This is a genomic window from Streptomyces sp. NPDC025638 (assembly GCF_055558775.1).
The window spans coordinates 461,805-485,279 of the sequence record NZ_JBVHLX010000002.1 but is presented as its reverse complement, the minus strand read 5'-3'; the positions used below and the strand labels follow the sequence as shown (position 1 = coordinate 485,279).

The window sequence follows — 23,475 nt, the reverse complement described above, 5'->3', positions numbered from 1 at the left end:
GTGCGTGGGCCCGGTGGCGCTGGAGACGACGATCCGCTATCGGCGCGAGCTGCTCGCGGGCGACGAGGTGCACGTGACCTGCGAGTCGAGTGGGGCACGGGCAAGGCCGTCCGGATCCGACAGGAGAGCGTGGTGCCGACGGCACCGTGGCGGCTGAGCTCACGGCGGTCGGCGGAACCGTGGACCTCAAGTCGACCGCCGGGTCCGCGGCGCAGGTGCCGGCGGCGGCGCGCGGCCACCGCCTGCCGGGCAGGCCTCCCCTGAATTCGGATGCGGTGGACCGCTCCCGGCTGCGATGCTCCGGTTTCGTGTCCGTACGACGTATCAAGCCGAGTCTGTACATCTCCGTCGACATCGAGGCGGACGGGCCGATCCCCGGTCCCTACTCCATGCTGAGCCTGGGCGCCGCCGTCGCCGGTGCGCAGGACGCCGACGGATTCACCGCCGCCGACCCCGAGCAGCGGACCTTCTATCGCGAACTGCGGCCGATCAGCGACGAGTTCGTGCCTGAGGCCCTCGCGGTGAGCGGACTCGACCGGGAGCGGCTGAGGTCCGAGGGAGCGGAACCCGCCCTCGCGCCGGCCGAGTTCTCCGCCTGGGTCCAGGAGGTGGGCACGGGTGCCCAGCCGGTGATGTGCGGCTACCCGGCCTCGTACGACTGGACGTTCCTGTACTGGTATCTGATCCGCTTCACCGGGGCGAGCCCCTTCGGACACTCGGGCTGCCTGGACATGAAGACCCTGTACGCGACGAAGGCCCGCCTTCCGCTGCGGGCCGTCGCCAAGGGGACGATGCCCCGGCATCTGCTGTCTCGGCGCCGCCATACCCTCCCCCAAGCTCTCGGCTTCGCTCGAGCAGGGAGGTGCCCCCATCGCGCTGGACGACGCCGTCGAGCAGGCCGAGTTGCTCGCCAACCTCATGCTGTGGCCGGGTCCCGGGTCGGGACCGGTACCTGATTGAAGCCGTAGTACAGGGCGAGCAGCCCGTGTGCGGCGAGGGTGAGGGGGGCCGAGACGAAGGCCAGGCCGACGGTGACCGGGTAGGCCAGGGAGCCCAGCGCGAAGCGTGCACGGGTCGCCCGGGCCGCGTCGGCGTCGACCCGGGCGTCGAAGAGGTGGCCCGTGCGGGTCAGATGCCACCACAGCGCCTGGAAGGCGGCGGCCATCAGCACCATCACCAGGCTGTAGACCGCCGCCGCCACATGCGAGGCCCTGTCCTCGCGCAGGTACTCCGCGAGCATCGCCGTCGGCCAGGGCACGGCGGCCACCACCATCAGCACCAGCAGGTTCAGGAACATCAGCGTCCGGTCGACACGGGCCACGTAGCTGAACACCTGGTGGTGGTTGACCCACATGATGCCGATGACCAGGAAGCTCACCACATAGGCGGCGTACGACGGCCACTGCGCGCCCAACGCATGCCACAGACCGCCGTGTTCGCCGACCTCGGGCACCTTGATCTCAAGGATGAGCAGGGTGATGGCGATGGCGAAGACACCGTCGCTGAAGGCCTCGACCCGGCCGGACTCACTCGTCATGGCACACAGGGTGCCCCATCGGCCACCAGTTCCTCACCCGCTTTCATCGGATGCGTCACGTCCCGTGCCTCCTGGTCCTTGCCCAGGTGGTTGAAGACGAGGTTGAGGAGGACGGCGGCCATACAGCCCGTGGAGATGCCCGAGTCGAGGACGATCTTCGCGGTCTGGGGAAACGCGTGGTAGAAGTCCGGCTCGGTGATGGGGATGAGGCCGACGGCGAGCGAGACCGCGACGATCAGGACGTTGTTGTCCTTCTCCAGGCCGGCCCGGACCAGGGTCTGGATACCGCTCGCGGCGACCGAGCCGAACAGCACCACGCCCGCGCCGCCGAGCACCGGCCGCGGTACGACGGCGATGAGCGAGGCGGCCATGGGGCACAGTCCCATCAGGACCAGGAAGCCGCCGCCGGTGGCGACGACGAAGCGGCTGCGGATGCGGGTCATCGCGACCAGGCCGATGTTCTGCGCGAAGGCACTGCACATGAAGCCGTTGAAGAGCGGGCTGAGGGCCGAGCCGAGCGTGTCGGCGCGCAGGCCCGCGGCGATGGTCCGCTCGTCCGCGGGGCGCTCGACGATCTCGCCCAACGCCAGCATGTCGGCGGTCGATTCGGTCATCGAGACCACCATCACCACACACATGGAGAGGATCGCGGCGAGCTGGAACTGCGGCGCCCCGAAGTGGAACGGGGTCGGGAAGCCGACGACGTCCGCGTGCGTGACCGGCCCGAAGTCCGTGACGCCGAAGGGGATCGCGACGAGCGTCCCGACGACGAGGCCGAGCAGGACGGCGATCTGCTTGACGAAGCCGCGGGTGAAGCGGCGCAGCGCGAGGACGATCAGCAGGGTGATGCCCGCGAGGGTGAGGTTGGTCGTCGAACCGTAGTCGTCCGCGGCCGGGTCGGGACCCTGCGCCCAGCCGAAGGCCACCGGGAGCAGCGAGACACCGATCAGCGTGATGACCGTGCCGGTGACCACCGGCGGGAAGAAGCGGACCGCCTTGCTGAAGAAGGGGGCCGCCAGGAAGCCGAGGAGTCCGGCGACGATCACCGCGCCGAAGATGACCGGCAGGGCGTCGGACTTGTCCTTGGTCGAGGCGACGATCGCGGTCATGGGGGCGACACCGGCGAAGGTGACCCCGTTGACGAAGGGCAGCCGGGCGCCGATCTTCCAGATGCCGAGGGTCTGCAGAAAGGTGGCGAGGCCGGCGGTGAACAGACAGGCGCCGGTGAGGAAGGTGAGTTCGGTGCCGCTCAGGCCTACGGCGGCGCCGACGATCAGGGGCGGGGCGACGACTCCCGCGTACATGGCGGCCACGTGCTGCAGCCCGGTGGTCGCCATCTTGAGGGCGGGGAGTTTCTCGTCGACTGGGTGGCGCTGGACATCGGGGTGAGCGGACACGGCGGCTCCTCCGGTCGGTTGACACGTCGGCTTCGACGTGGGTTTCAGGGAGGTGGTGCGCGGGCCTGGGGGCACCTCCCTGCTCGAGCGCAGCCGAGAGCTTGGGGGAGGGACCGGGACCCTTTCAGGGGTCGGGACGGGGACCGTCCCGGGGCGCGCGCGTTCACGCACGCCCCGGACCGGCCGCCATGGACCCCGCTCGGGTCCACGGCTTCCGGCCGGGAGCCGTCCCTCCTGGCCGGAGTCCTTCGGTTGTTCAGCCCTGGGCGGCGATCCGTGCCAGGCGCTGGGCCTCGTCCCGCGTTGAGCGGGCGATGGCGTCCTCGTCGACGTGCAGCAGGCGGCCGTCCTCGACGATCTGCCGGCCGTTCACGAACGAGGCGGTGACCGGTGCCGCCGCGCCGAAGACCAGCGCGGTCACCGGGTCGGCGATGGAGGCGTGGGCGAGGGTGTCCAGCTTCCAGAGCACCAGGTCGGCGAGCTTGCCCGGCTCCAGGGAGCCGGTCTCGGCGGCACGGCCGAGGACCTGGGCGCCGCCGTAGGTGCCGAGGCGCAGCGCCTGCCGGGCGTTCAGGGCGGCCTCGCGGTGGGTGCCGAGGCGGTTGATGAGCAGCGCGTTGCGCAGCTCGGTGTGGAGTTCGCCGGACTCGTTGGAGGCGGTGCCGTCGACGCCGAGGCCGACCGGGACGCCGGCCGCCAGCATGTCCGGGACGCGGGCGATGCCCGCCGCCAGGCGCGCGTTGGAGGAAGGGCAGTGGGCGACGCCCGTCTTCGTACGGGCGAAGGAGGCGATGTCGGAGTCGTTCATATGGACGCAGTGGGCCATCCACACGTCCTCGCCGAGCCATCCGGTGGACTCGAAGTAGTCGGTGGGGCCCATGCCGAACAGCTCGTGGCAGAACTTCTCCTCCTCGACCGTCTCCGAGCCATGGGTGTGCAGGCGCACGCCGAGGCGGCGGGCCAGCTCGGCACCTTCACGCAGGAGTTCGGTGGAGACGGAGAACGGCGAGCAGGGGGCGACGGCGACCTGGGTCATCGCCTCGAAGGAGGCGTCGTGGTGTTCCTTGACGGTCTGCTCGGTCGCGGCGAGAGCTCCCTCCAGCGTCTCGACGGCGAAGTCCGGGGGCAGGCCGCCGTCCTTCTCGCTGCGGTCCATGGAGCCGCGGGCGAGGGTGAAGCGGACGCCCGTCTCGCGGGCGGCGCGGATGATGGCGCCGGACAGGTCGCCGGAGTCCTTCGGGTAGACGTAGTGGTGGTCCATGGCGGTGGTCACGCCGCCGCGGGCCATCATCGCCAGGGACCCCTGGGCGGCCGCGTAGACCATCGGCTCGTCGATGCGCGCCCAGGTCGGGTAGAGCGCGACCAGCCAGTTGAAGAGGTTGTGGTCGGTGGCGAGGCCCCGGGTGATCCACTGGTAGAAGTGGTGGTGGGTGTTGATCAGACCGGGGGTCACGAGGTGGCCGGAGGCGTCGATGCGCCGTACGACGTTCTCCAGGCCCTCGGGGGCCTTGCCCGCGCCGAGCGACTCGATGCGATGGCCGGCGATGACGACATGACCGGTGGCGTACTCGGTGTCGTGCGCGTCGACCGTGGCGATCGAACAGTTCTCGATGACGATGCGCTGGGCTGCTGCCATGGTTCGTCCTTTGCGCTGTTTCGAAGGGGGCACGGCAGGACCCTGGGAGTTTGAGTGCCGCGGCCGGGGAGCGGGTGGAGCGGGGCTCTCCGGCCGCGGGTGCCGAAAGTGGGTGCTTACAGGTTGGTGAGGTCGACAGGGATCTTCGGCTCGCAGCCGTCCCGCACGACGGTGGCCTCGATGAGGCCGTAGGGGCGGTCGGCGGCGAAGTAGACCTCATTGTCGTTCTTCAGCCCGAAGGGCGTCAGGTCGACGAGGAAGTGGTGCTTGTTCGGCAGCGAGAAGCGGACCTCGTCGATCTCGCTGCGGTTGTTGATGATGCGCGCGCCCATCTGGTACAGCGTCTGCTGCAGCGACAGCGAGTACGTCTCGGCGAAGGCTTGGAGCATGTGCTTCTTCGTCTGCTCGTAGGACTTCTCCCAGTGGGGCATCTTCTGCTCGTCGTCGGTCCAGTTGAACCGCCAGCGGCCGGAGACCTGGGTGGCCAGGATGCGGTCGTGCGCCTCCTGGAGCGTCGTGTACTTGTCCTTGACGTAGCCCCAGAACTCGGAGTTGGTCGAGTTCATCACGACCAGGTCCTTGAGGCCGGAGATGACCTCCCACCGCTCACCGTCGTAGGTGATCTGGGTCAGCCGGGTCTCCTGGCCCTGGCGCACGAAGGAGTGCTTGACCTCGTCCGCCCCGATGAACCTGGAGTTGGCGTCGGAGGCCTCGATCCGCTCCCAGGCGTACTCCTCGATGCGGATACGGGCCCGGTGGATCGGCTCCTGGCTCGTCACGAAGTGGCGGGCGAGATGGATGCCGAACTGCTCGGCGGACTCGATGCCGTACTCCTTGGCGAACGCGTACACCGTGTTCTTGGTGGTGTCCGTCGGCAGGACGTTGGCGTTCGAGCCGGAGTAGTGGACCTCGTCCATGTCGCCGGAGAGCGACACGGAGACGTTGAGGTCCTTGATGTGGTGGGTGGCGCCGTCCCGCGTGATCTTTACGACTCGGTTCTCGGCCTTGCCGTACTGGTTCTGTCCCAGGATCACAGGGCGGGCGGGCCGGGAATTGTCAGTCATGTTTCTGCTAGCTCCCTCGGTAAACGGAGTAGCCGAACGGGTTGAGCAGCAGCGGTACGTGGTAGTGCTCCCCGGGATTCACGGCGAAGGTGATCGCCACCTCGGGGAAGAACACGGCACCGCTGTCCCGATTCGCGGGGGCGTCCTGCTGCGCATCGGCTTGCTTCTTCACAGATTTTCCGAAGTACGGTTCGACCGCGAAGTCGAGCCGTACGTGGGTCGTCCCCTCCGGCAGGTCCGGAAGGTCCTTGCACCGCCCGTCCGCGTCGGTCGCGGAGCCGCCGAGCGCCTGCCAGGCGGCGCCTGGGCCGCTGCGGGCCGCGAGCTGTACGGCGACGCCCTCGGCGGGGCGGCCGACGCTGGTGTCCAGGATGTGCGTGGACACGGAAGCGGTGGTGCTGGTGCTCATGCTGCTCTCAGTCCTCTTCGACGATGCGGGCGAGCCGGATACGGTTGATCCTGCCCAGCTCGGTGCGGACGATCTCCCGCTCCTGCTCCGGCGAGTTGCCGATCCGCTCCTTGAGCGCGTCGCGCATCTGCTCGCCGGTTCTGCCGGTGGCGCAGATGAGGAAGACATGGCCGAACCTGTCCTGGTAGGCGAGGTTCAGTTCGAGCATCTCCGCCTTGAGCTCCTCGGAGGCGCCGGCCATGCCGCGCTGCTCCCGGGCGGAGGTCGGGTCGCCGGGCTTGGGGCGGCCGATGGGCGGGTGTCCGGCCATCGCCTCCGCGAGGTCGTCGCGGGTCAGCTCGGCCATGGCGGCGTCGCCGGCTTCGTAGAGGTCGTCGGCAGTGGCGTACGGGCGGGCGGCGAGCAGCCGCCGGACCCATGCCGTGGAGGCGCACGCCTCGTGGAGGACGGCGAAGGCCGCGGGCTCCTCCAGGACGTTGAACCGGGCCAGGCCCGTGGGCGTTGAAGTAGAAGTCACGGGAGCCTCCGTGGCCGTGAACGGCCTTCGTGCTGAACGGGCTGCGAACAGCTAACGCCCTCAGAAACACGGCGTCAACACTTTGTTGAAAATTCCGCGTTACAAGCCCGGCGGGGGCGTTCAGCCCTCCTTCTCGCGGTTCAGGTAGTTGTAGACGGTGAAGCGGCTCACCCCGAGCGCGCTCGCCACGGTCTCCACGCCGTGCCGTACCGAGAAGGCGCCGCGCGCCTCCAGTATCCGTACGACCTCCTGCTTGGCCTTGCGGTCCAGATCGGCCAGCGGCTTGCCCTTCTTGCGCTCCATGGCCGCCAGGATGTGGTCGAGGGAGTCGGCCAGCTGGGGCAGGCGTACGGCGACCGCGTCGACGCCCTCCCAGGCGAGCACGACGTCGTCGGGGCCGGCCTCGTCCGGCGGGAGCAGCTCCCCGCCCATGGCGTCGACCAGCGGCTTCACGGCCGTGATGAAGGGCTCGTCCTTGCCGGTCACTCGCCCTCCCCGATGACATTGACCTGCAGCGAGATCCGGGTGGCGCCGGCCTCCAGGGACTTGCGCAGGAGCGCGTCCACGGCGGTCAGCACCTCGTCGGCGCCGCCCTCCGCGGTGTTGCCGAACGGGCCGACGTCGACCGCGTCCAGCTGCGCCGCCCCGATCACCTCGCGGGCCGCCAGCGCGTGCGCGGGCGCCTCGTCCAGATCGAAGGGCTCGGTGGTGAACTCAACTTTCAGTCGCACTGTGCCCCCATGGCATCCGCTCCGACCCGCGCGTTCCGCCAGGCCCACGACCGGGGTGGGAACACCCCGCCCGCTGGGTGAGACCTTAACCGACCCACCCACACGCCTCGCCCCCGAAAGCACGCCCGAATTCCATCCCCACCCAGGCGACAAGCCCGCAGACGGGAGCCAAGCCGCGACCACGCGCGCACAGAGAGCCCACGGAGACACCGGGGAATGGGCAACAGAGCCCGACGACGGCCACACCGCCGACCCCGGGAGCCGGCGGATCCGGGCGGGCACAGACCGGTTCCACCCCCACCCGGGCGGCAGGCCCCGCGGACGGGTGCCAAGACGCGAGCCCGCGCGTGCAGAGAGCCCGCGGAGACGCCCGGGGAACGCGCAACAGAACCTGGCGACGACCACATCGACCGACTCCCAGGAGTCGGCGGATCCAGGCGGCACAGACCGGGAGCCCGCGGGGAGGCGGCGCCCGCGGGGCATGACCCAAGGAGGACTGAGCCCGCACCCCCCGTCAGGGCCGCCGCAGCGGATGCTCCCGCTTTGCCCGCTCCCGGCCCGCCGTGCCGGCGCGTAGGCCCCGGCGGCCCGGCCTTGGGCCGAGGAGCACCGCCCAGCCCACTCCGCCCGTCGCCCTCGGCGCCGCCCCATCGACGAGGAACCGGTCGCCCGCAGGCAGCCCCTCCCGTCAGGCCCCCTCAAGCGCCCTCACCCCCTGCCCACGCGGGCGCTTTCCTCATGGGGCCCCTTGACAGGCCTCCCTGGGCGCAGGCAATCTTCCATTAAGCAGAAATTAAATTCCGCAATACGGAATCGCCAACGGAAGGGAGCGCGGCCCGATGGGATTCGCAGATCAGCGCTTCAACGTCAACCTGTCGATCCTCTTCACGGAACTCCCGCTCCTGGAGCGCCCCGCGGCCGCCACCGCGGCCGGCTTCTCCGCGGTCGAGCTGTGGTGGCCCTGGGTCGACTCCCCCGCCCCCGAGCGGTCCGAGCTCGACGCCCTGAAGCAGGCGATCGAGGGCGCGGGCGTACAGCTCACCGGGCTGAACTTCTACGCAGGACAGCTCCCGGGCCCGGACCGCGGCGCCCTGTCGCTCCCGGGCGAGGAGTCCGCGAGGTTCCGCGCCAACATCGACGTGGCCGCCGACTTCGCCGCCTCCCTGGGCTGCAAGGCGCTCAACGCCCTGTACGGCAACCGCGTCGACGGCGTCGACCCGGCCGCGCAGGACGCCCTGGCCCTGGAGAACCTGGCACTGGCCGCCCGGGCCGCCGACCGCATCGGCGCGATCCTGCTGATCGAGGCGCTCAACCGGCCGGAGTCCCCGCTGTACCCGCTGGTGTCGGCCCCCGCGGCGGTCGGGGTCGTCGACAAGGTCAACGAAGCGACGGGCCTCGGCAACGCGCGCTTCCTGATGGACCTCTACCACCTGTCCATGAACGGCGAGGACCTGCCGTCGGTGATCGAGCGGTACGCCGCGAAGACCGGCCACGTCCAGATCGCCGACAACCCGGGCCGCGGCGCCCCCGGCACGGGGACGCTCCCGCTGGAGGAGCTCCTCGACCAGCTGCACAAGGCCGGTTACGAGGGCTGGGTCGGCCTGGAGTACAAGCCGGGCGAGCGCCCGAGCGCCGACGCCTTCGACTGGCTGCCCCCCGAGGCACGCGCCGCCCGCTGAATCACCCCCCGTACCGAGAGGCACCCCCAAGATGAGCAACCCCGCAGATTCCTCCCGCCCGTCGATCGCCTGGATAGGCCTCGGCATCATGGGCTCCCCCATGTCGGAGAACCTGATCAAGGCGGGTTACGACGTCACCGGCTTCACCCTGGAGCAGGACAAGCTGGACCGCCTGGCCGCCGCGGGCGGCACCGCCGCCGGTTCCATCGCCGAGGCCGTCCGGGACGCCGACGTGATCATCACGATGGTGCCCGCGTCCCCACAGGTCGAGGCGATCTCCTACGGCCCCGACGGCATCCTGGAGAACGCGAGGTCCGGCGCCCTGCTGATCGACATGTCCTCGATCACCCCGCAGACCTCGGTCGACCTGGCCGCGGCCGCCGCACAGAAGGGCATCCGCGTCCTCGACGCCCCCGTCTCCGGTGGTGAGGCCGGCGCCGTCGAGGCAGTGCTGTCGATCATGGTCGGTGGCAAGCAGGCCGACTTCGACGAGGCGAAGCCGGTCTTCGAGGCGCTCGGCAGGACCATCGTGCTGTGCGGCCCGCACGGCTCCGGCCAGACCGTGAAGGCCGCGAACCAGCTGATCGTCGCCGTGAACATCCAGGCGTGCGCCGAGGCCGTGGTCTTCCTGGAGAAGTCGGGCGTGGATCTGACGGCCGCGCTGGACGTCCTCAACGGCGGCCTGGCGGGCTCGACCGTGCTGACGCGGAAGAAGGACAGCTTCCTGAACCGCGACTTCAGGCCGGGCTTCCGTATCGACCTGCACCACAAGGACATGGGCATCGTCACGGACGCCGCCCGCAACGTCGGCGCCGCCCTGCCGGTCGGTGCCGTGGTCGCCCAGCTGGTCGCGAGCCTGCGCGCCCAGGGCGACGGCGGCCTGGACCACTCGGCCCTGCTGCGGGCCGTGGAGCGCCTCTCCGGCGCCCAGGTCTGAGCCCGCTCCCCCAGCTTCCGGGCGGTGCCGCCGCCGACATCTGTCCTGTCGCGCCCAGGCGTCGGCGCCGCCCGGAATCCAGTTCAACAAACTGTTGACGCCTCGATCGCCCCAAACCTAGGCTCCACAAAGCGGAAATCGAATTCCACAGAACTCCGCTGCCCCCTCGCACGGAAGGTCCACGATGTCGAAGCGCGTGCTCACGGCGCGAACTCTCACCACGGAGTCCGGCGCCCCGGTCGCAGACAACCAGAACTCCGCCTCCGCCGGCGTCGGCGGTCCGCTCCTGCTCCAGGACCAGCACCTCCTGGAGAAGCTGGCGCGCTTCAACCGCGAGCGCATCCCGGAGCGCGTGGTGCACGCCCGCGGCTCCGGCGCGTACGGCTACTTCGAGGTGACCGACGACGTCACCGGCCACACCCACGCCGACTTCCTGAGCACGATCGGCAGGCGCACCGAGGTGTTCGCGCGCTTCTCCACCGTGGCGGACAGCCTGGGCGGCGCGGACGCGGTGCGCGACCCGCGCGGTTTCGCGGTCAAGTTCTATACGGAAGAGGGCAATTACGACCTCGTCGGGAACAACACCCCGGTCTTCTTCATCAAGGACCCCCTCAAGTTCCCGGACTTCATCCACTCGCAGAAGCGCGACCCGTTCACGGGCCGTCAGGAGCCGGACAACGTCTGGGACTTCTGGGCGCACGCCCCCGAGGCCACGCACCAGGTGACCTGGCTGATGGGCGACCGCGGCATCCCGGCGTCGTACCGCCACATGAACGGCTACGGCTCGCACACCTACCAGTGGACGAATGCCGAGGGCGAGGCCTTCTTCGTCAAGTACCACTTCAAGACCAACCAGGGCATCCGCTGTCTGAGCGGCGAGCAGGCCGCCGAGACCGCGGGCAAGGACCCCGGCTCGCACCAGACGGACCTGCTCCAGGCGATCGAGCGGGGCGTCCACCCGTCCTGGACGCTGTACGTCCAGATCATGCCCGCGGCCGAGGCGGCCGACTACCGCTTCAACCCCTTCGACCTCACCAAGGTCTGGCCGCACCGGGACCACCCGCTCCAGCGCGTGGGCCGCCTGGTCCTGGACCGCAATCCGGACAACGTCTTCGCCGAGGTGGAGCAGGCCGCGTTCTCCCCGAACAACTTCGTCCCGGGCATCGGCCCCTCCCCCGACAAGATGCTCCAGGGCCGCCTGTTCGCCTACGCGGACGCGCACCGCTACCGCCTGGGCGTCAACCACACGCAGCTCGCCGTGAACGCCCCGAGGGCGACGACCGCGCGGAACTACGGCCGCGACGGCCTCATGGCGGCCAACTCCCAGGGCCGGCAGGCCAAGAACTACGAGCCGAACTCGTACGACGGCCCGGTGGAGACCGGCCGCCCGCTGTCCGCCCCGCTGGCGGTGACCGGTCACACCGGCACGCACGAGGCGCCACAGCACACCAAGGACGACGACTTCTTCCAGGCGGGCGAGCTGTACCGGCTGATGTCGAAGGAGGAGAAGTCCCGTCTCGTCGCGAACATCGCCGGCGGCCTCGCGCAGGTCTCCCGCGACGACGTGATCGAGAAGAACCTGGCCCACTTCCACGCCGCCGACCCGGACTACGGGAGGCGCGTGGAGGAGGCGGTCCGCGCCCTGCGCGAGGACTGAACTCCCGCACCGCGTCCCAGCGAACGGCCCGGATGAGGGGTGGCCGTCGGGACCCGGTGCGGGCAGGTGAGGACCGCGGCGGCGGGCGAGCCAGTGCGGTGGTGAAGGATCCGGTTCCCCTTCTCGACCTGAGGGGAGGGCGTTGCCGGTCCGTCGCTGCCGCCGCGGTCCCAGCCACACCTCACAGACACCGTCCGGCGGCGCGAATGTCCTGTCGCGCCCAGCCTCGCGCCGTCGGACGGCCAAGGCTCCTCGGGGGTGCGGATCCGTCCGCCCCGCAGGAGCCTTTACTCATGACATATCCACCGACCGAGTTTCCGCACATCGTGGTGCACGCCCCGGCCCTGGACGGCTCCCGGCGGGTGACCGAGGGCGACGTGACCCTCGGCATCGCCTCCCATCTGGACGACGTGGTCGAGATCCTGCGCATGGCCGACCTGGACCGGATCGAGGTCGAGGAGAGCGACCTGATCGAGTGGCAGGGCGGCGGCCCGGACGACTGGCCGGGACTGATGGAGCCGGAGCCATGACGACACGCGTACGGCACCGGGCGTACCCCTGCCTACGGCACCCTCAAATCAACCTCTGAAACACCGCCGCCGAGGCTTCGACCACCCCCGTCGGCGGGCACGTTCCCGGCATGCGGGCCTGCCGGCACGGTGGCGGCCGGCGCCCACACGGGGGTGTGTCATGAGCGGTACGCCGACGGGCCGGCTGGAGCCGTACGAGATCGCGTTGATACGGGGCGGTCCTCGCGCCGCCGTCGCGGTCGCGGTGCTGGATCTGCATCTGCGCGGCGCCGTCGGTGCGGGCCGGGCGGGGACGATGCGGACCTCGGGGCCCGTCAGCGGGCCGGGGCTGCCGCCCCTGACCAGGGCCGTGCACGCGGCCCTGTACCGGAGCGCGGGCATGCGGCAGCTGCTGGACCGCCAAGGCGTGCGCTCGGCCCTCGCCGAAGCGCGCGGCAACCTCACGGCCGCCGGGTTGCTGCGCACCTTCCCGCCCGGCCGCCCCCGCGCCGCCCGCCGCGCACTGAAGGACCTGCGCGAACAGCATCCTCTGCCCGCCGTTCGGACCGGCCTGTCGGCACAGGACACCCTGCTCGCGGTCGCCCTGTACGGCAACCAGGCGCTGACCGTACTCGCCCCGCGCTTCGCGCAGGAGGCGGGGCTGACCGGCCGCGGCGGCACCACGGACCATGAGGTACCGCGCTCCTCGTCCGGTGGAGGCGGCTTCACCTGCGGCTCGGTGTGAAGGCTCGCGGCTCCTCACGCAAGAAAAGGGGGCGGTCCGTCCTCCTCGGACGGGCCGCCCCCTTGCTGACGGAGGTCAGACCTTCAGGGTTTTGATCGACGTGGGTGCGTGGGACGGGTCCGTGGCCAGTTCCTCGAACTCGACCACGTTGGAGATGTCGTTGGTGGTCGACATGGAGATGTTGGTGACGCGCTCCAGGATCGCCTCGACGACGACCGGCACCTGGAACGCTGCGGCGAGCTTCTTGGCCTGCTCGAAGGCGGCGCCGAGTTCGTTCGGGTCGGTCACGCGGATCGCCTTGCAGCCGAGGCCTTCGGCGACCTTGACGTGGTCGACGCCGTAGACACCGAGTTCGGGCGAGTTGATGTTCTCGAATTCCAGCTTGACCTGGAAGTCGATGTCGAACGCCCGCTGCGCCTGGCGGATCAGGCCCAGGTAGGAGTTGTTCACGAGGACATGGACGTACGGGATCCTGTGCTGGGCGCCGACCGCCAGCTCCTCGATCATGAACTGGAAGTCGTAGTCGCCGGACAGGGCGACGACGGACGCCTCCGGGTCGGCCTTCGCCACTCCGAGCGCCGCCGGAATGGTCCAGCCGAGGGGGCCCGCCTGGCCGCAGTTGATCCAGTGCCGGGGCTTGAAGACGTGCAGCATCTGGGCGCCGGCGATCTGCGAGAGGCCGATGGTGGAGACGTACCGGGTCTCCGGTCCGAAGGCCTTGTTCATCTCCTCGTAGACACGCTGCGGCTTGATCGGGATGTCGTCGAAGTGCGTACGGCGCTGGAGGGTCGCCTTCTTCTCCTGCGCGGCCGCGGCCCAGGAGGACCGGTCGGGCAGCCTGCCCGCCGCCTTCAGCTCCCGCGTCACCTCGACGAAGAGCTCCAGCGCCGCCTTGGCGTCGGAGGCGATTCCGTAGTCGGGCGCGAAGATCTTGCCGATCTGGGTGGGCTCGATGTCGACGTGGACGAACGTCCGGCCGGCCGTGTAGACGTCCAGCTTGCCGGTGTGACGGTTGGCCCAGCGGTTGCCGATGCCGAGGACGAAGTCGGACTCCAGGAAGGTCGCGTTGCCGTAGCGGTGCGAGGTCTGCAGGCCGACCATGCCCGCGTTCAGCTCGTGGTCGTCGGGGAGGACGCCCCAGCCCATCAGGGTCGGGACCACCGGAGTACCCGTCAGCTCGGCGAACTCGACGAGGAGTTCGGCCGCGTCGGCGTTGATGACACCGCCGCCGGCGACGATCAGCGGGCGCTCGGACTCGTTGAGCAGCGCGATCGCCTTCTCGATCTGCGGGCGGGTCGCGGCGGGCCTGTAGACCGGGAGGGGCTCGTACGTCTCCGGGTCGAACTCGATCTCGGTGAGCTGGACGTCGATCGGCAGGTCGATCAGGACCGGGCCGGGGCGGCCGGAGCGCATGAGGTGGAACGCCTGCTGGAAGACGCCGGGGACCTGGGCCGCCTCCAGCACGGTGACCGCCGACTTCGTGACCGGTTTGGCGATCGAGGCGATGTCGACGGCCTGGAAGTCCTCCTTGTGGATCACCGCGGTCGGGGCCTGGCCGGTGATGCACAGGATCGGGATCGAGTCACCGATGGCCGAGTACAGGCCGGTGATCATGTCGGTGCCGGCGGGGCCGGAGGTACCGATGCAGACACCGATGTTGCCCGGGTGGGTGCGGGTGTAGCCCTCGGCCATGTGCGAGGCGCCCTCGACATGGCGGGCGAGGGTGTGGTTGATGCCGCCCGAGGCCTTGAGCGCCGCGTAGAAGGGGTTGATCGCCGCGCCCGGCACGCCGAACGCGGCGGTGACGCCCTCGCGCTTGAGGATCTCAACTGCCGCGCGGGCAGCGGTCATACGAGCCATCGAGTACTCCTGCTTCGGCTGTCGGATGCGTACTCCCGTCGCGCCCCGCGGTGAGCACTCTGTCCCGAGTTTTCATTACTTCCGCTTGCTTCCGCATTGCGGAATTAAACTTCTACTATCTGGAATCAATGTAAGTGGGTGTCCGAAGGTCGTCAAGAGTGGGACAAGCGGGGTCCGGCAGGAGCACGATGGGACCGCTGTCCCGACGCGACGCCCTGGAGTCGGCCATGCCCGAGAGCGTGCCGGTGCGCTGTCCGGCCTGTCGGCGCGAGCACGTCTACACCGCGCCGTCGTATCCCTGCGCGTGCGGCGCGGCGATCGCGCCACCGCTCGACCGCGGGGCCACAGCGACGGCCGTCACCCATCGCGTCTGGGACCAGGACTGGATCACCGTCCGCTGCCCGTCCTGCGGACGCCACGACGAATGGCCCCAGCCGGAACTGGGCTGCGGCTGCGGCACGGTCCTACGCATCCCGGTCACCGACGGACGCCCCGGCAAGGACAGCCCCGGCAAGGACATGGATACGTGGGTGGACACGGGTTTGGGTGCAGGTGCGGGGGCAGGTGACGGCTCAGGTCGGAGCGCGGGCACGGAAGCTTTCCTGAGCACGGGCGCGAGCACGGACTCGGGTACGGCGGCGGGAGCAGACGCAGACCTCGACACGGGCGCGGAGGAAGCGGACGCCGACGCGGGCCCGGGAGCAGGCTCACCTCCCGGCCCGAGCGGGGACGCGGAGGCAGGGCCGGTCACGGGCGCCGGTGCGGACGCACCTGCGAAGGACGCCCCCGGTCGCTCCGGCACGGGCCGCCGCGCACCCCACGGCCGCTCCGGCAAAGACCGGCACCCGGGCCCCGGCCGCTCGGGCACGGATCCGCACACCGGTCCCGGCCGCCCCGCCGCAGACCCGCGCGCAAACCCCGGCCGCCCCGCTGCGGACGCCGGCCGCGCCGGCCCCGGATCACCGCCCGCCCCGGGCCGCCGCGGTCCCGGGTCGCCCCCCGCGTCCAAATCCCCCCAGCGGCGACGTCCCTTTCAGCCCATTGCCATTCGTTCCGCACGGGACGCCGTCACCGTCGCCGCGCTCTATCTGCGGTGGCTGGGGTACCGGAACATCCGGCGGGCCGATCAGCGGCCGCCGTCCGGTGTGGGGCTCGCCGCCCGTGGGGTCGTGGCCCAGGTCGACCCCACCGTCAGCCCGGCCTCCCTGCGGGACGTGGAGTGCCTGTGGCTGACGGCGATGGTGGAGTCGACCGACTGCATCTACTTCTCCCTCGCCGGGTACACCGACGACGCCCGCGCCCGCGCCGACTCCCTGGGCATCCCCCTGTTCGTCCTGGACCTCACGGGCACCCCGCAGCCGGCGAACAGCCTCGCCGACGACCTGAACGCCACCGGCGCCTGAGCTACGCGCCGTACGTCTCCCGCAGTTCGACCTTGCGCACCTTCCCGGACACCGTCATCGGGAAGGAGTCGAGGATCCGCAGCCTGCTGGGGACCTTGTAGTGCGCGAGCCTCCCCTGACAGAAGGCGCGCAGCTCCTCCAGCGTCAGCGGATCGGCCGCGTCGTGCGGGATGACGCAGGCGAGCACCTCCTCGCCGTACTTCTCGTGCGGCACCCCGACCACCTGGACGTCCCTGATCTTCGGGTGGCCGTAGAGGAACTCCTCGATCTCGCGCGGATAGATGTTCTCCCCACCCCGGATGATCATGTCCTTGATCCGGCCGACGATCTCGACGTACCCGTCCTCGCGCATCACCGCCAGATCACCGGTGTGCATCCAGCGCCCGGGGTCGACGGCCTCGGCGGTCTTCTCGGGCTCGTTCCAGTAGCCGAGCATCACGCTGTAGCCGCGGGTGCACAACTCGCCCGCGACGCCCCGGGGCCGGGTGACGCCGTCCACCGGGTCGACGACCTTGACCTCCAGATGCGGCAGGACACGGCCGACGGTGCCGGTGCGGTGCTCCAGGTCGTCGTCGATCCGCGTCTGCAGGGAGACCGGGGACGTCTCCGTCATGCCGTAGCAGATGGAGACCTCCTCCATGCGCAACTCGGCCACCACGCGCTTCATCACCTCGACCGGGCAGGGCGAACCCGCCATGATCCCGGTGCGCAGCGACGACAGGTCGTACGTCGCGAAGTCAGGGAGGTTCAGCTCCGCGATGAACATGGTCGGGACGCCGTAGAGGGAGGTGCAGCGCTCCTGCTGGACCGCCTCCAGGGTCGCCTTCGGCTCGAAGGACGGCGCCGGGATGACCATGCACGCGCCGTGCGAGGTCGCCGCCAGGTTGCCCATCACCATGCCGAAGCAGTGGTAGAAGGGCACCGGGATACAGATCCGGTCCTGCTCGCTGTAGGCGATCGACTCACCCACGAAATAGCCGTTGTTGAGGATGTTGTGGTGGGAGAGGGTGGCCCCCTTGGGGAACCCTGTGGTGCCCGAGGTGTACTGGATGTTGATCGGGTCGTCGCAGGACAGCTCGCTCCCGCGGGCCCTCAGCTCCTCGGTCCGGTCGGGCGTCCCGCGCCGCAGCAGCACCTCCCAGCTCGGGTCGCCGATGTACACGACCTCCCGCAACTGCGGGCAGTTGCCGCGCACTTCCTCGACCATCGCCCGGTAGTCGCTGGTCTTGTGGCTGAGGGAGGCGAACAGCAGGGAGATTCCGGCCTGGTTGAGGACGTACTCGACCTCGTGGGTGCGATAGGCCGGGTTGATGTTGACCATGATCGCGCCGATGCGGGCGGTGGCGTACTGGACCAGCACCCACTCGGCGCAGTTGACCGCCCAGATTCCCACCCGGTCGCCCTTGGCGACCCCGCTCGCCAGCAGCGCGTACGCCAGCTCGTCCACGTCCGCGGAGAACCCGGCGTACGTCCAGCGCCGCCCCGACGGCACGTCGACGAGCGCCTCCCGGTCGGGCCAGGCCGCGACGGCCCGGTCCAGGTTGGCTCCGATGGTGTCGCCGAGCAGTGCGGTCCCGCTCGTCCCGTGCGTGTACGACAGCTCCGACGTTCCGCTCACCGGAAGTCCTCCTCGCGGTACTCGTTGCCCGAACCCGCGGCCGTGGCCTCGCGCAGCTCGATCCGGCGGATCTTGCCGGAGACGGTCTTGGGCAGCTCGGCGAACTCCAGCCGGCGGATGCGCTTGTAGGGGGCGAGTACCTCGCGGGAGTGCTCGAAGAGCACCTTGGCGGTGTCGGGCCCGGGCTCCCAGCCCTCGGCGAGCACGATGTACGCCTTGGGCACGGCCAGACGCAGCTCGTCCGGCGCGGGCACGACGGCCGCCTCGGCCACCGCCTCGTGCTCCAGCAGGGCGCTCTCCAGCTCGAAGGGGCTGATCTTGTAGTCGGAGGCCTTGAAGACGTCGTCCGCGCGGCCCACGTAGGTGATGTAGCCGTCGGCGTCGCGGGAGCCGATGTCGCCGGTGCGGTAGTAGCCGCCGGCCATCGCCTCCGCCGTACGGTCGGCGTCGCCGTGGTAGCCGGCCATCAGGCCCACCGGTTGCACGGACAGGTCGAGCGCGATCTCGCCCTCGTCCACGCCCGGTGCGCCCGACACCGGGTCGAGCAGTTCCACGCGGTAGCCCGGGCTGGGCCGGCCCATCGAACCGGTCTTCAGCTCCTGGCCGGGGCTGTTGCTGACCTGTACGGCGGTCTCGGTCTGCCCGAAGCCGTCCCGGATGGTGACGCCCCAGGCCCGGCGGACCTGCTCGATGACCTCCGGGTTCAGGGGCTCACCGGCGGCCACCGCCTCGCGGGGCGGGGTGCGCAGCTGGGTGAGGTCGGCCTGGATGAGCATGCGCCAGACGGTGGGCGGGGCGCAGAAGGTCGTGACCCCGGCCCGGTCCATCTCGGACATCAGCCGGGCCGCGTCGAAGCGCGTGTAGTTGTGGATGAAGACGGTGGCCTGCGCGTTCCACGGGGCGAAGAGGTTGGACCAGGCGTGCTTGGCCCAGCCGGGCGAGGAGATGTTGAGGTGCACGTCGCCGGGCTCGAGGCCGATCCAGTACATGGTGGCCAGGTGCCCGATCGGGTACGAGGCATGGGTGTGCTCGACCAGCTTGGGGCGGGCGGTGGTGCCCGAGGTGAAGTAGAGCATCAGGGGGTCGTCGGCGAGGGTCTCGCCGTCGGGGGTGAAGTCGGCGGAGGCGGCGTAGGCGTCCTCGTACGGCTGCCAGCCCTCGGGCGCGCCGCCGACGGCGATGCGCGTGTAGTCGCCGGGCACCTCGTCGAACTTGCCGGTGTCGGCCGTGCGGACGAGTACGTGCCGGACCCGGCCGCGCTCGACACGGTCGCGCAGATCGGCGGGGCCGAGCAGCGGGGTGGCGGGGATGACGACGGCGCGCAGCTTCATCGCGGCCAGCGCGGTCTCCCACAGCTCGGCCTGGTTGCCGAGCATGACGAGAATGCGGTCCTCGGCCCGGACACCGCGCGCCCGCAGCCAGTTGGCGACCCGGTCGGAGCGGTCGGCCAGCTCGGCGAAGGACAGCCGGGTCTCCGCGCCGTCCTCCTCCACGATGTGCAGGGCGGTGCGGTCGTTCCCGTCCGCGATGACGTCGAACCAGTCCAGGGCCCAGTTGAAGTGCTCCGGGCGCGGCCAGGCGAAGCCCTCGTAGGCCGTGACGTAATCCTCGCGGTGTTCCAGCAGGAAGTCCCGCGCGGTGCGGAAGAGCTCCGTGGCCGTCGTCATCTGTCCTCCTAGGTGCCGGACCATTGCCGGGCGGCTCTCTGGCATCGTGTAATCCGTGATGCAGGTCTCACTACCCCCGAATGGGGGTGTGGGTCGCACGGAAGCCGCGACGAAGGGGTGAAACAGGTGGCAGCAGACCCCGCGGGGGCGGTCGAGATACGAAGTGCGCTGGCCCGGCTCCGGCGCACGACCGGTCTCCCGGTCGCCTTCGGCGGCCTGGTCGAGTCCGGCCGGCTGCAGATGCGCATCAGCGAGCTGAGCGGCACCAACACCGCGGCCCTGCGCTCGCTCGCGGTGACCTCGGGCAACGGGCTGGGCGGCAAGGCGGTGGCGCTGGCCCGCCCGTGCGCGGTGACGGACTACTCCTCGTCGCGGCAGATCAGCCACGAGTACGACGCGCCGGTGGCCGCGGAGGGCATCCGCTCGGTGTTCGCCGTACCGGTGGTGGTACGGCGCCGGGTGCGAGGCGTGATCTACGGCGCCCTGCGCACGGCCCAGCCGCTGGGCGACCGCACGCTGAGCTCGGCGGTGGCGGTGGCCCGGGACGTGGAGCAGGCGCTCGTCGTACAAGAGGAGGCGCGCAGGCTGCTGACGGCGGCCCGGCCGGAGCCGGGCGCCGACACGGACGCGAACGCCGCCTGGGAGCAGGTGCGCGAGGCGCACGCGGCGCTGCGTGCCCTGGCGCCCCGGATCACGGACCCCCAGCTGCGGGAGGAACTCCTCGCCGCCTGCGGTCTGCTGACCGCGCCGAAACCGGCGAGGGGTGTCGTTCTGGCGCCGCGCGAGCTGGACGTCCTGGCCTGTGTGGCCGAGGGCGCGACGAACGCGGCGGTGGCGGAGCGGCTGGGTCTGCGTCCGGAGACGGTCAAGGGCTATCTGCGCTCGGCGATGCGCAAACTGGGTGCCCACACGCGAGGGGAGGCGGTGGCGACGGCACGCCGGTCGGGTCTGCTGCCGTAGCGGTTAGGAAGCCTGTCTATTCATCCGCCGGTACCTGAATTGCCCTGTGCCTACCCCCTGTTATTTCCCTCACCACGCCTTCCGTCCGAATTTCAAGGTTCGTTGCCTAGAATTTGGGCCGGACACGACACACGAGGGGAGCGGTGACCGTGCGACGGGACTTCCAGGAGCCTGCGAGATGCCGCCCCGACCTGGTCATCGGCCGGGAGGAGCCGTTCGGCGCCGCCCGTGAGCAGCTCACCTCGGGCGGCAGTGTGCTCCTGCACGGCCCCGCCGGAATAGGGAAATCGACCGTCCTGCGGGCATTGGCAGCGGAATACGCCGGCGCGGCCCGCACCGTGTTGCGCTGCTCGGCCACCGAGTCCGAATCGCACCTTCCCTTCCTCGCCCTCGCCGACCTCTTCGGTCTGGTCCTCGACCAGGTCTCCGGCCGGCTCCCCGCGGCCCAGCGCACCGCCCTGGAGTCGGCGCTCACCGGCCGCGGCGAATCCACCCTGCAACGCGACGGTCTGGCCCTGCGTCTTGCGGTGCTGTCCGCGCTGCGCGCCCTGGCCGCCGAGGGCACCGTCCTGATCGTCGCCGACGATCTGCAGTGGCTGGATCCGGCCAGCGCGGAGCTGCTCGGCTTCGCCGCCCGCCGCCTCGGCGGCACCCCGGTGCAGCTGCTCTGCGCGGTCCGGACCGAGGGCCAGGAGTACGACCGCCATCTGCGCGCCTCTCCGCCGGACACCGTCGCCGTACGCCTCGACCCGCTCTCCCGCAACCAGGTCTCCGCGCTCCTGGACCACCGCGGCTACACGGGCCTGCCCCGCTCCACGGTCCGCGAGATACACCGCACCAGCGGCGGCAACCCCCTCTTCGCCCTGGAGCTCGGCCGCGCCCTCGCCGAGAACCCCACCCCGCCCAGGCCGGGCGAGCCGCTGCCGGTGCCCACCTCGCTGCGCGCCCTGGTGCTGAGCCGGCTCGACATGCTCTCGGTCGAGGCGCGCCGCACCCTGCTGGTGGCCAGCGCGGGCGCGCGTCCCACCCCGGCGCTGCTGCTCGCGGCCGGCCGGGAGAACGTGGAGGCCGAGTGCGCCCAGGCCGCCGAACTCGGGCTGCTCGCCACCGACCCCGACGGCCCGACCGTGCGCTTCGCGCACCCCCTGATATCGGCCGCCCTCTACGCGGAGGCGCCCGCCCACGAACGGCGTGCCGCGCACGCCGCGCTGTCCACCGCCGCCTCCGACCCGATCGAGCGGGCCCGCCATCTCGCCCTGGCCACCACCGGCACCGATCCGGAGGTGGCCGCCCGGCTCGCCGAGGCCGCCACGCAGGCCCGGGACCGGGGCGCGCCGTCCGTGGCCGCGCAGCTCGGCCTGCTCGCCGCCCGCCACACCCCGGCCGACACCCTGCCCGGCCCGGACGAGCGCCGGCTCCAGGCCGCCGAGGACGCGATCACCGCCGGCGAGGTCGACCTCGCCCGGGACATCGCCCGCGAGGTGCTGACCCGGGCGACCGTGCCCGCGGACCGGGTGCGGGCCTGGATCATCGTGATCGACACGGCGGGCCACACCATGACGGAGGTCGACGCCGTCTTCCCGCAGGCCCTGGCCGACGCCGGGGAGGACCCACGGCTGCTCGCCCTGGTCCACTACCAGCTGGCCTGGCGGGCCCTCATCGTGGAGGGCGACTTCACCGAGGCCCGCGAGGCGGCCGCGCACGCGGCGGAGCTGGCCGAGCGCGGCGCCGACCGGCGCACCGAACTGCTGGCCCTGGCCTTCCAGGCCCAGACCGAGACCCTCATGGGCCACCCGGCCGCCCCGGCGACCATCAAGCGCGCGCTGAAGGAGCCCCAGGACCCGAAGGTGGCCTGCCATCACAACGGTGCGGGCAGCGCCCGGTTCCGCTGGCTGGTCATGGGCGACCAGCTGGCCGAGGCCCGGGCGACGGTCACCGCGCTGCTGCGCGAGGTGCGCCGGCGCGGCTCGGTGGAGAGCGAGGTGCACTTCCTGCGCGGTCTCGCCGAGACCGAGCTGCGCGCCGGGCACTGCGGCCGGGCCCTCGACCTGGCCGGCGAGAGCCTCCGGCTGGCCCGGGACTCCGGGATCGGCGAGACCGCCTCCGCGATGCTCACCTCGCTCACCGAGGCCTCCGGCGGGGACGTGGACCGGGCGCTGGCGCTGGCCCGGGAGGCGGTGGAGCACGCCGAGGAGGACGGTGACCAGATGTATCTGTCCCGGGCCCTGGGCGCCCTCGGGTACGCCCAGTTGGTGGCCGGGGACCCGGCGGGCACGGTCCGCTCGCTGCGCCGGGTCCGCGAGCTGGAGCGGGGCCTGGGCATCACGGACCCGGCGCGCGGCCGCTGGCACGGCGACCTCGCCGAGGCGCTCGTCCGGATCGGTGAACCCGCCGAGGCGCAGGACGTCATCGGCGTCACCCGGGAGCACGCGCTGCGGCTCGGCCGGGAGAGTGTCCTCGCGGTCCTGGACCGGGCCGAGGCCCTGGTGCGCGCGGCCGGCGGCGACCACGAGGCGGCCGAGTCCCAGCTGACGTCCGCTCAGGACCGGCTGGCCAAACTGGGGTACGGCCTGGAGGAGGCGCGGGCCGCCTTCGCCCTGGCCTCATTGCGCGGCCGGCTGCCCGGGCCTGCCGAGGGGGTGCGCCGCCCCAACTCGGCGTCGTACGACGAGGCCACCCGGCTGTTCCGGCGCTGCCGGGCGCTGCCCTGGCTCCGCCAGGTGGACGCGGCCCTCGCGGCGCCCGAGCCGGAGCCGGCCGCCGCCGCGGCCGCCGCGGCCGCCGCCCTCGGCGGCCTCGACGGACTGGAGGGGCTTGCCTCGATGGAGCGTCAGGTGGCGGCGCTGGTCATGGAGGGCGCGACCAACCGGGAGATCGCCGCGCGCCTGTTCATCAGCGTGAAGACGGTCGAGGCGACCCTGACCCGGGTGTACCGCAAGCTGGGCATCCGTTCACGGGTGGACATAGTCCGTTTGGCGGCGGGACGGCGCGCGAAGTGAGAAGGCTGCCGGTTAACTGAGCCGGACCGAGGGTTTTCCCTGCCCTACTCCCCTAGGGGGTTCCCTCATTGGGCGGAGGGTGTACCGGCCCATAGCTTAAGGGCGTGCCGCTCGCCCGGGCACACGGGGGCCGGTCCCGCGGCCCCCGTG

19 protein-coding genes and 1 pseudogene are annotated in these 23,475 nt (G+C 71.1%); 9 read left to right on the top strand and 11 right to left on the bottom strand.

Annotation, left to right across the window (positions count from 1 at the left end):
- The first annotated feature begins 146 nt into the window (after nt 1-146).
- Nucleotides 147-956 (top strand): exonuclease, encoded by an 810-nt coding sequence (locus ACZ4EG_RS06275; RefSeq protein WP_467789745.1) that lies wholly within the window; start codon nt 147-149, stop codon nt 954-956.
- On the opposite strand, the gene ACZ4EG_RS06270 is transcribed toward ACZ4EG_RS06275, so the two are convergent.
- The 8 genes from ACZ4EG_RS06270 to ACZ4EG_RS06235 form a co-directional block, all read right to left on the bottom strand.
- On the bottom strand, nt 917-1,537 hold the full coding sequence (locus tag ACZ4EG_RS06270; RefSeq protein WP_453557540.1) for a TMEM175 family protein: 621 nt from the start codon (nt 1,535-1,537) through the stop codon (nt 917-919). The genes ACZ4EG_RS06275 and ACZ4EG_RS06270 overlap by 40 nt on opposite strands.
- Nucleotides 1,534-2,934: a nucleobase:cation symporter-2 family protein gene (locus ACZ4EG_RS06265; RefSeq protein WP_467789744.1), complete on the bottom strand. Its 1,401-nt coding sequence runs from the start codon at nt 2,932-2,934 to the stop codon at nt 1,534-1,536. Before ACZ4EG_RS06265 ends, ACZ4EG_RS06270 begins: the two co-directional genes overlap by 4 nt.
- Nucleotides 2,935-3,190: 256 nt before the next feature.
- On the bottom strand, nt 3,191-4,570 hold the full coding sequence (locus ACZ4EG_RS06260) for an 8-oxoguanine deaminase (RefSeq protein ID WP_467789743.1): 1,380 nt from the start codon (nt 4,568-4,570) through the stop codon (nt 3,191-3,193).
- A gap of 116 nt (nt 4,571-4,686) precedes the next feature.
- Entirely contained in the window at nt 4,687-5,634 is a 948-nt protein-coding gene (gene pucL / locus ACZ4EG_RS06255) for a factor-independent urate hydroxylase (protein ID WP_467789742.1), read from the bottom strand.
- Nucleotides 5,635-5,641: 7 nt separating this feature from the next.
- Complete coding sequence (gene uraH / locus ACZ4EG_RS06250) at nt 5,642-6,043, bottom strand: hydroxyisourate hydrolase (protein WP_453557548.1); 402 nt, start codon at nt 6,041-6,043, stop codon at nt 5,642-5,644.
- Between the two features lie 7 nt (nt 6,044-6,050).
- A complete protein-coding gene (gene uraD / locus ACZ4EG_RS06245) occupies nt 6,051-6,560 on the bottom strand; it encodes a 2-oxo-4-hydroxy-4-carboxy-5-ureidoimidazoline decarboxylase (RefSeq protein WP_453557550.1) in 510 nt (169 codons plus the stop codon).
- Nucleotides 6,561-6,680: 120 nt separating this feature from the next.
- Entirely contained in the window at nt 6,681-7,046 is a 366-nt protein-coding gene (locus tag ACZ4EG_RS06240) for a helix-turn-helix domain-containing protein (RefSeq protein ID WP_467789741.1), read from the bottom strand.
- A complete protein-coding gene (locus tag ACZ4EG_RS06235) occupies nt 7,043-7,291 on the bottom strand; it encodes a YkoF family thiamine-binding protein (protein ID WP_363294576.1) in 249 nt (82 codons plus the stop codon). Before ACZ4EG_RS06235 ends, ACZ4EG_RS06240 begins: the two co-directional genes overlap by 4 nt.
- Nucleotides 7,292-8,130: 839 nt before the next feature.
- Between ACZ4EG_RS06235 and ACZ4EG_RS06230 the strand changes: the two genes are divergently transcribed.
- The 5 genes from ACZ4EG_RS06230 to ACZ4EG_RS06210 all read left to right on the top strand — a co-directional run bounded on the left by ACZ4EG_RS06230 (nt 8,131) and on the right by ACZ4EG_RS06210 (nt 12,818).
- Entirely contained in the window at nt 8,131-8,970 is an 840-nt protein-coding gene (locus ACZ4EG_RS06230; protein ID WP_467789740.1) for a TIM barrel protein, read from the top strand.
- Nucleotides 8,971-9,001: 31 nt separating this feature from the next.
- Nucleotides 9,002-9,907: a 2-hydroxy-3-oxopropionate reductase gene (locus ACZ4EG_RS06225; protein ID WP_453557556.1), complete on the top strand. Its 906-nt coding sequence runs from the start codon at nt 9,002-9,004 to the stop codon at nt 9,905-9,907.
- A 184-nt stretch (nt 9,908-10,091) separates the two neighbouring features.
- The gene (locus ACZ4EG_RS06220) at nt 10,092-11,564 is read left to right on the top strand and encodes a catalase (protein WP_467789739.1); all 1,473 of its coding nucleotides are present in this window, start codon (nt 10,092-10,094) and stop codon (nt 11,562-11,564) included.
- Between the two features lie 293 nt (nt 11,565-11,857).
- Complete coding sequence (locus ACZ4EG_RS06215; protein ID WP_453557560.1) at nt 11,858-12,094, top strand: hypothetical protein; 237 nt, start codon at nt 11,858-11,860, stop codon at nt 12,092-12,094.
- A 28-nt stretch (nt 12,095-12,122) separates the two neighbouring features.
- A complete protein-coding gene (locus tag ACZ4EG_RS06210) occupies nt 12,123-12,818 on the top strand; it encodes a TIGR04222 domain-containing membrane protein (protein ID WP_467789978.1) in 696 nt (231 codons plus the stop codon).
- 75 nt (nt 12,819-12,893) lie between these two features.
- Here the strand turns inward: ACZ4EG_RS06210 and gcl are convergent, their stop codons facing one another.
- The gene (gcl, locus tag ACZ4EG_RS06205; RefSeq protein WP_467789738.1) at nt 12,894-14,678 is read right to left on the bottom strand and encodes a glyoxylate carboligase; all 1,785 of its coding nucleotides are present in this window, start codon (nt 14,676-14,678) and stop codon (nt 12,894-12,896) included.
- Between the two features lie 1,022 nt (nt 14,679-15,700).
- Between gcl and ACZ4EG_RS06200 the strand changes: the two are divergent.
- Nucleotides 15,701-16,081, top strand: a pseudogene (locus ACZ4EG_RS06200) (hypothetical protein); the annotation flags it as partial.
- 1 nt (nt 16,082) lies between these two features.
- Here the strand turns inward: ACZ4EG_RS06200 and ACZ4EG_RS06195 are convergent.
- Both ACZ4EG_RS06195 and ACZ4EG_RS06190 read right to left on the bottom strand, forming a co-directional pair.
- Nucleotides 16,083-17,699: an AMP-binding protein gene (locus tag ACZ4EG_RS06195; RefSeq protein WP_467789737.1), complete on the bottom strand. Its 1,617-nt coding sequence runs from the start codon at nt 17,697-17,699 to the stop codon at nt 16,083-16,085.
- Complete coding sequence (locus tag ACZ4EG_RS06190; RefSeq protein ID WP_453557566.1) at nt 17,696-19,366, bottom strand: AMP-binding protein; 1,671 nt, start codon at nt 19,364-19,366, stop codon at nt 17,696-17,698. The genes ACZ4EG_RS06195 and ACZ4EG_RS06190 overlap by 4 nt, the downstream gene beginning before the upstream one ends.
- Nucleotides 19,367-19,492: 126 nt before the next feature.
- Between ACZ4EG_RS06190 and ACZ4EG_RS06185 the strand changes: the two genes are divergently transcribed.
- Together ACZ4EG_RS06185 and ACZ4EG_RS06180 are read left to right on the top strand one after the other, a co-directional pair.
- Nucleotides 19,493-20,326: a helix-turn-helix transcriptional regulator gene (locus ACZ4EG_RS06185; protein ID WP_467789736.1), complete on the top strand. Its 834-nt coding sequence runs from the start codon at nt 19,493-19,495 to the stop codon at nt 20,324-20,326.
- A gap of 143 nt (nt 20,327-20,469) precedes the next feature.
- The gene (locus tag ACZ4EG_RS06180) at nt 20,470-23,325 is read left to right on the top strand and encodes an AAA family ATPase (protein WP_467789735.1); all 2,856 of its coding nucleotides are present in this window, start codon (nt 20,470-20,472) and stop codon (nt 23,323-23,325) included.
- The last annotated feature ends 150 nt before the right edge of the window (nt 23,326-23,475 follow it).

Excerpts from the sequence above, each read along its gene's own strand:
- ACZ4EG_RS06270 (WP_453557540.1), bottom strand. The coding sequence starts at position 1,537 with ATGACGAGTGAGTCCGGCCGGGTCGAGGCCTTCAGCGACGGTGTCTTC.
- ACZ4EG_RS06260 (WP_467789743.1), bottom strand. The coding sequence starts at position 4,570 with ATGGCAGCAGCCCAGCGCATCGTCATCGAGAACTGTTCGATCGCCACG.
- pucL (WP_467789742.1), bottom strand. The coding sequence starts at position 5,634 with ATGACTGACAATTCCCGGCCCGCCCGCCCTGTGATCCTGGGACAGAAC.
- uraH (WP_453557548.1), bottom strand. The coding sequence starts at position 6,043 with ATGAGCACCAGCACCACCGCTTCCGTGTCCACGCACATCCTGGACACC.
- ACZ4EG_RS06230 (WP_467789740.1), top strand. The coding sequence starts at position 8,131 with ATGGGATTCGCAGATCAGCGCTTCAACGTCAACCTGTCGATCCTCTTC.
- ACZ4EG_RS06225 (WP_453557556.1), top strand. The coding sequence starts at position 9,002 with ATGAGCAACCCCGCAGATTCCTCCCGCCCGTCGATCGCCTGGATAGGC.
- ACZ4EG_RS06220 (WP_467789739.1), top strand. The coding sequence starts at position 10,092 with ATGTCGAAGCGCGTGCTCACGGCGCGAACTCTCACCACGGAGTCCGGC.
- ACZ4EG_RS06215 (WP_453557560.1), top strand. The coding sequence starts at position 11,858 with ATGACATATCCACCGACCGAGTTTCCGCACATCGTGGTGCACGCCCCG.
- gcl (WP_467789738.1), bottom strand. The coding sequence starts at position 14,678 with ATGGCTCGTATGACCGCTGCCCGCGCGGCAGTTGAGATCCTCAAGCGC.
- ACZ4EG_RS06190 (WP_453557566.1), bottom strand. The coding sequence starts at position 19,366 with ATGACGACGGCCACGGAGCTCTTCCGCACCGCGCGGGACTTCCTGCTG.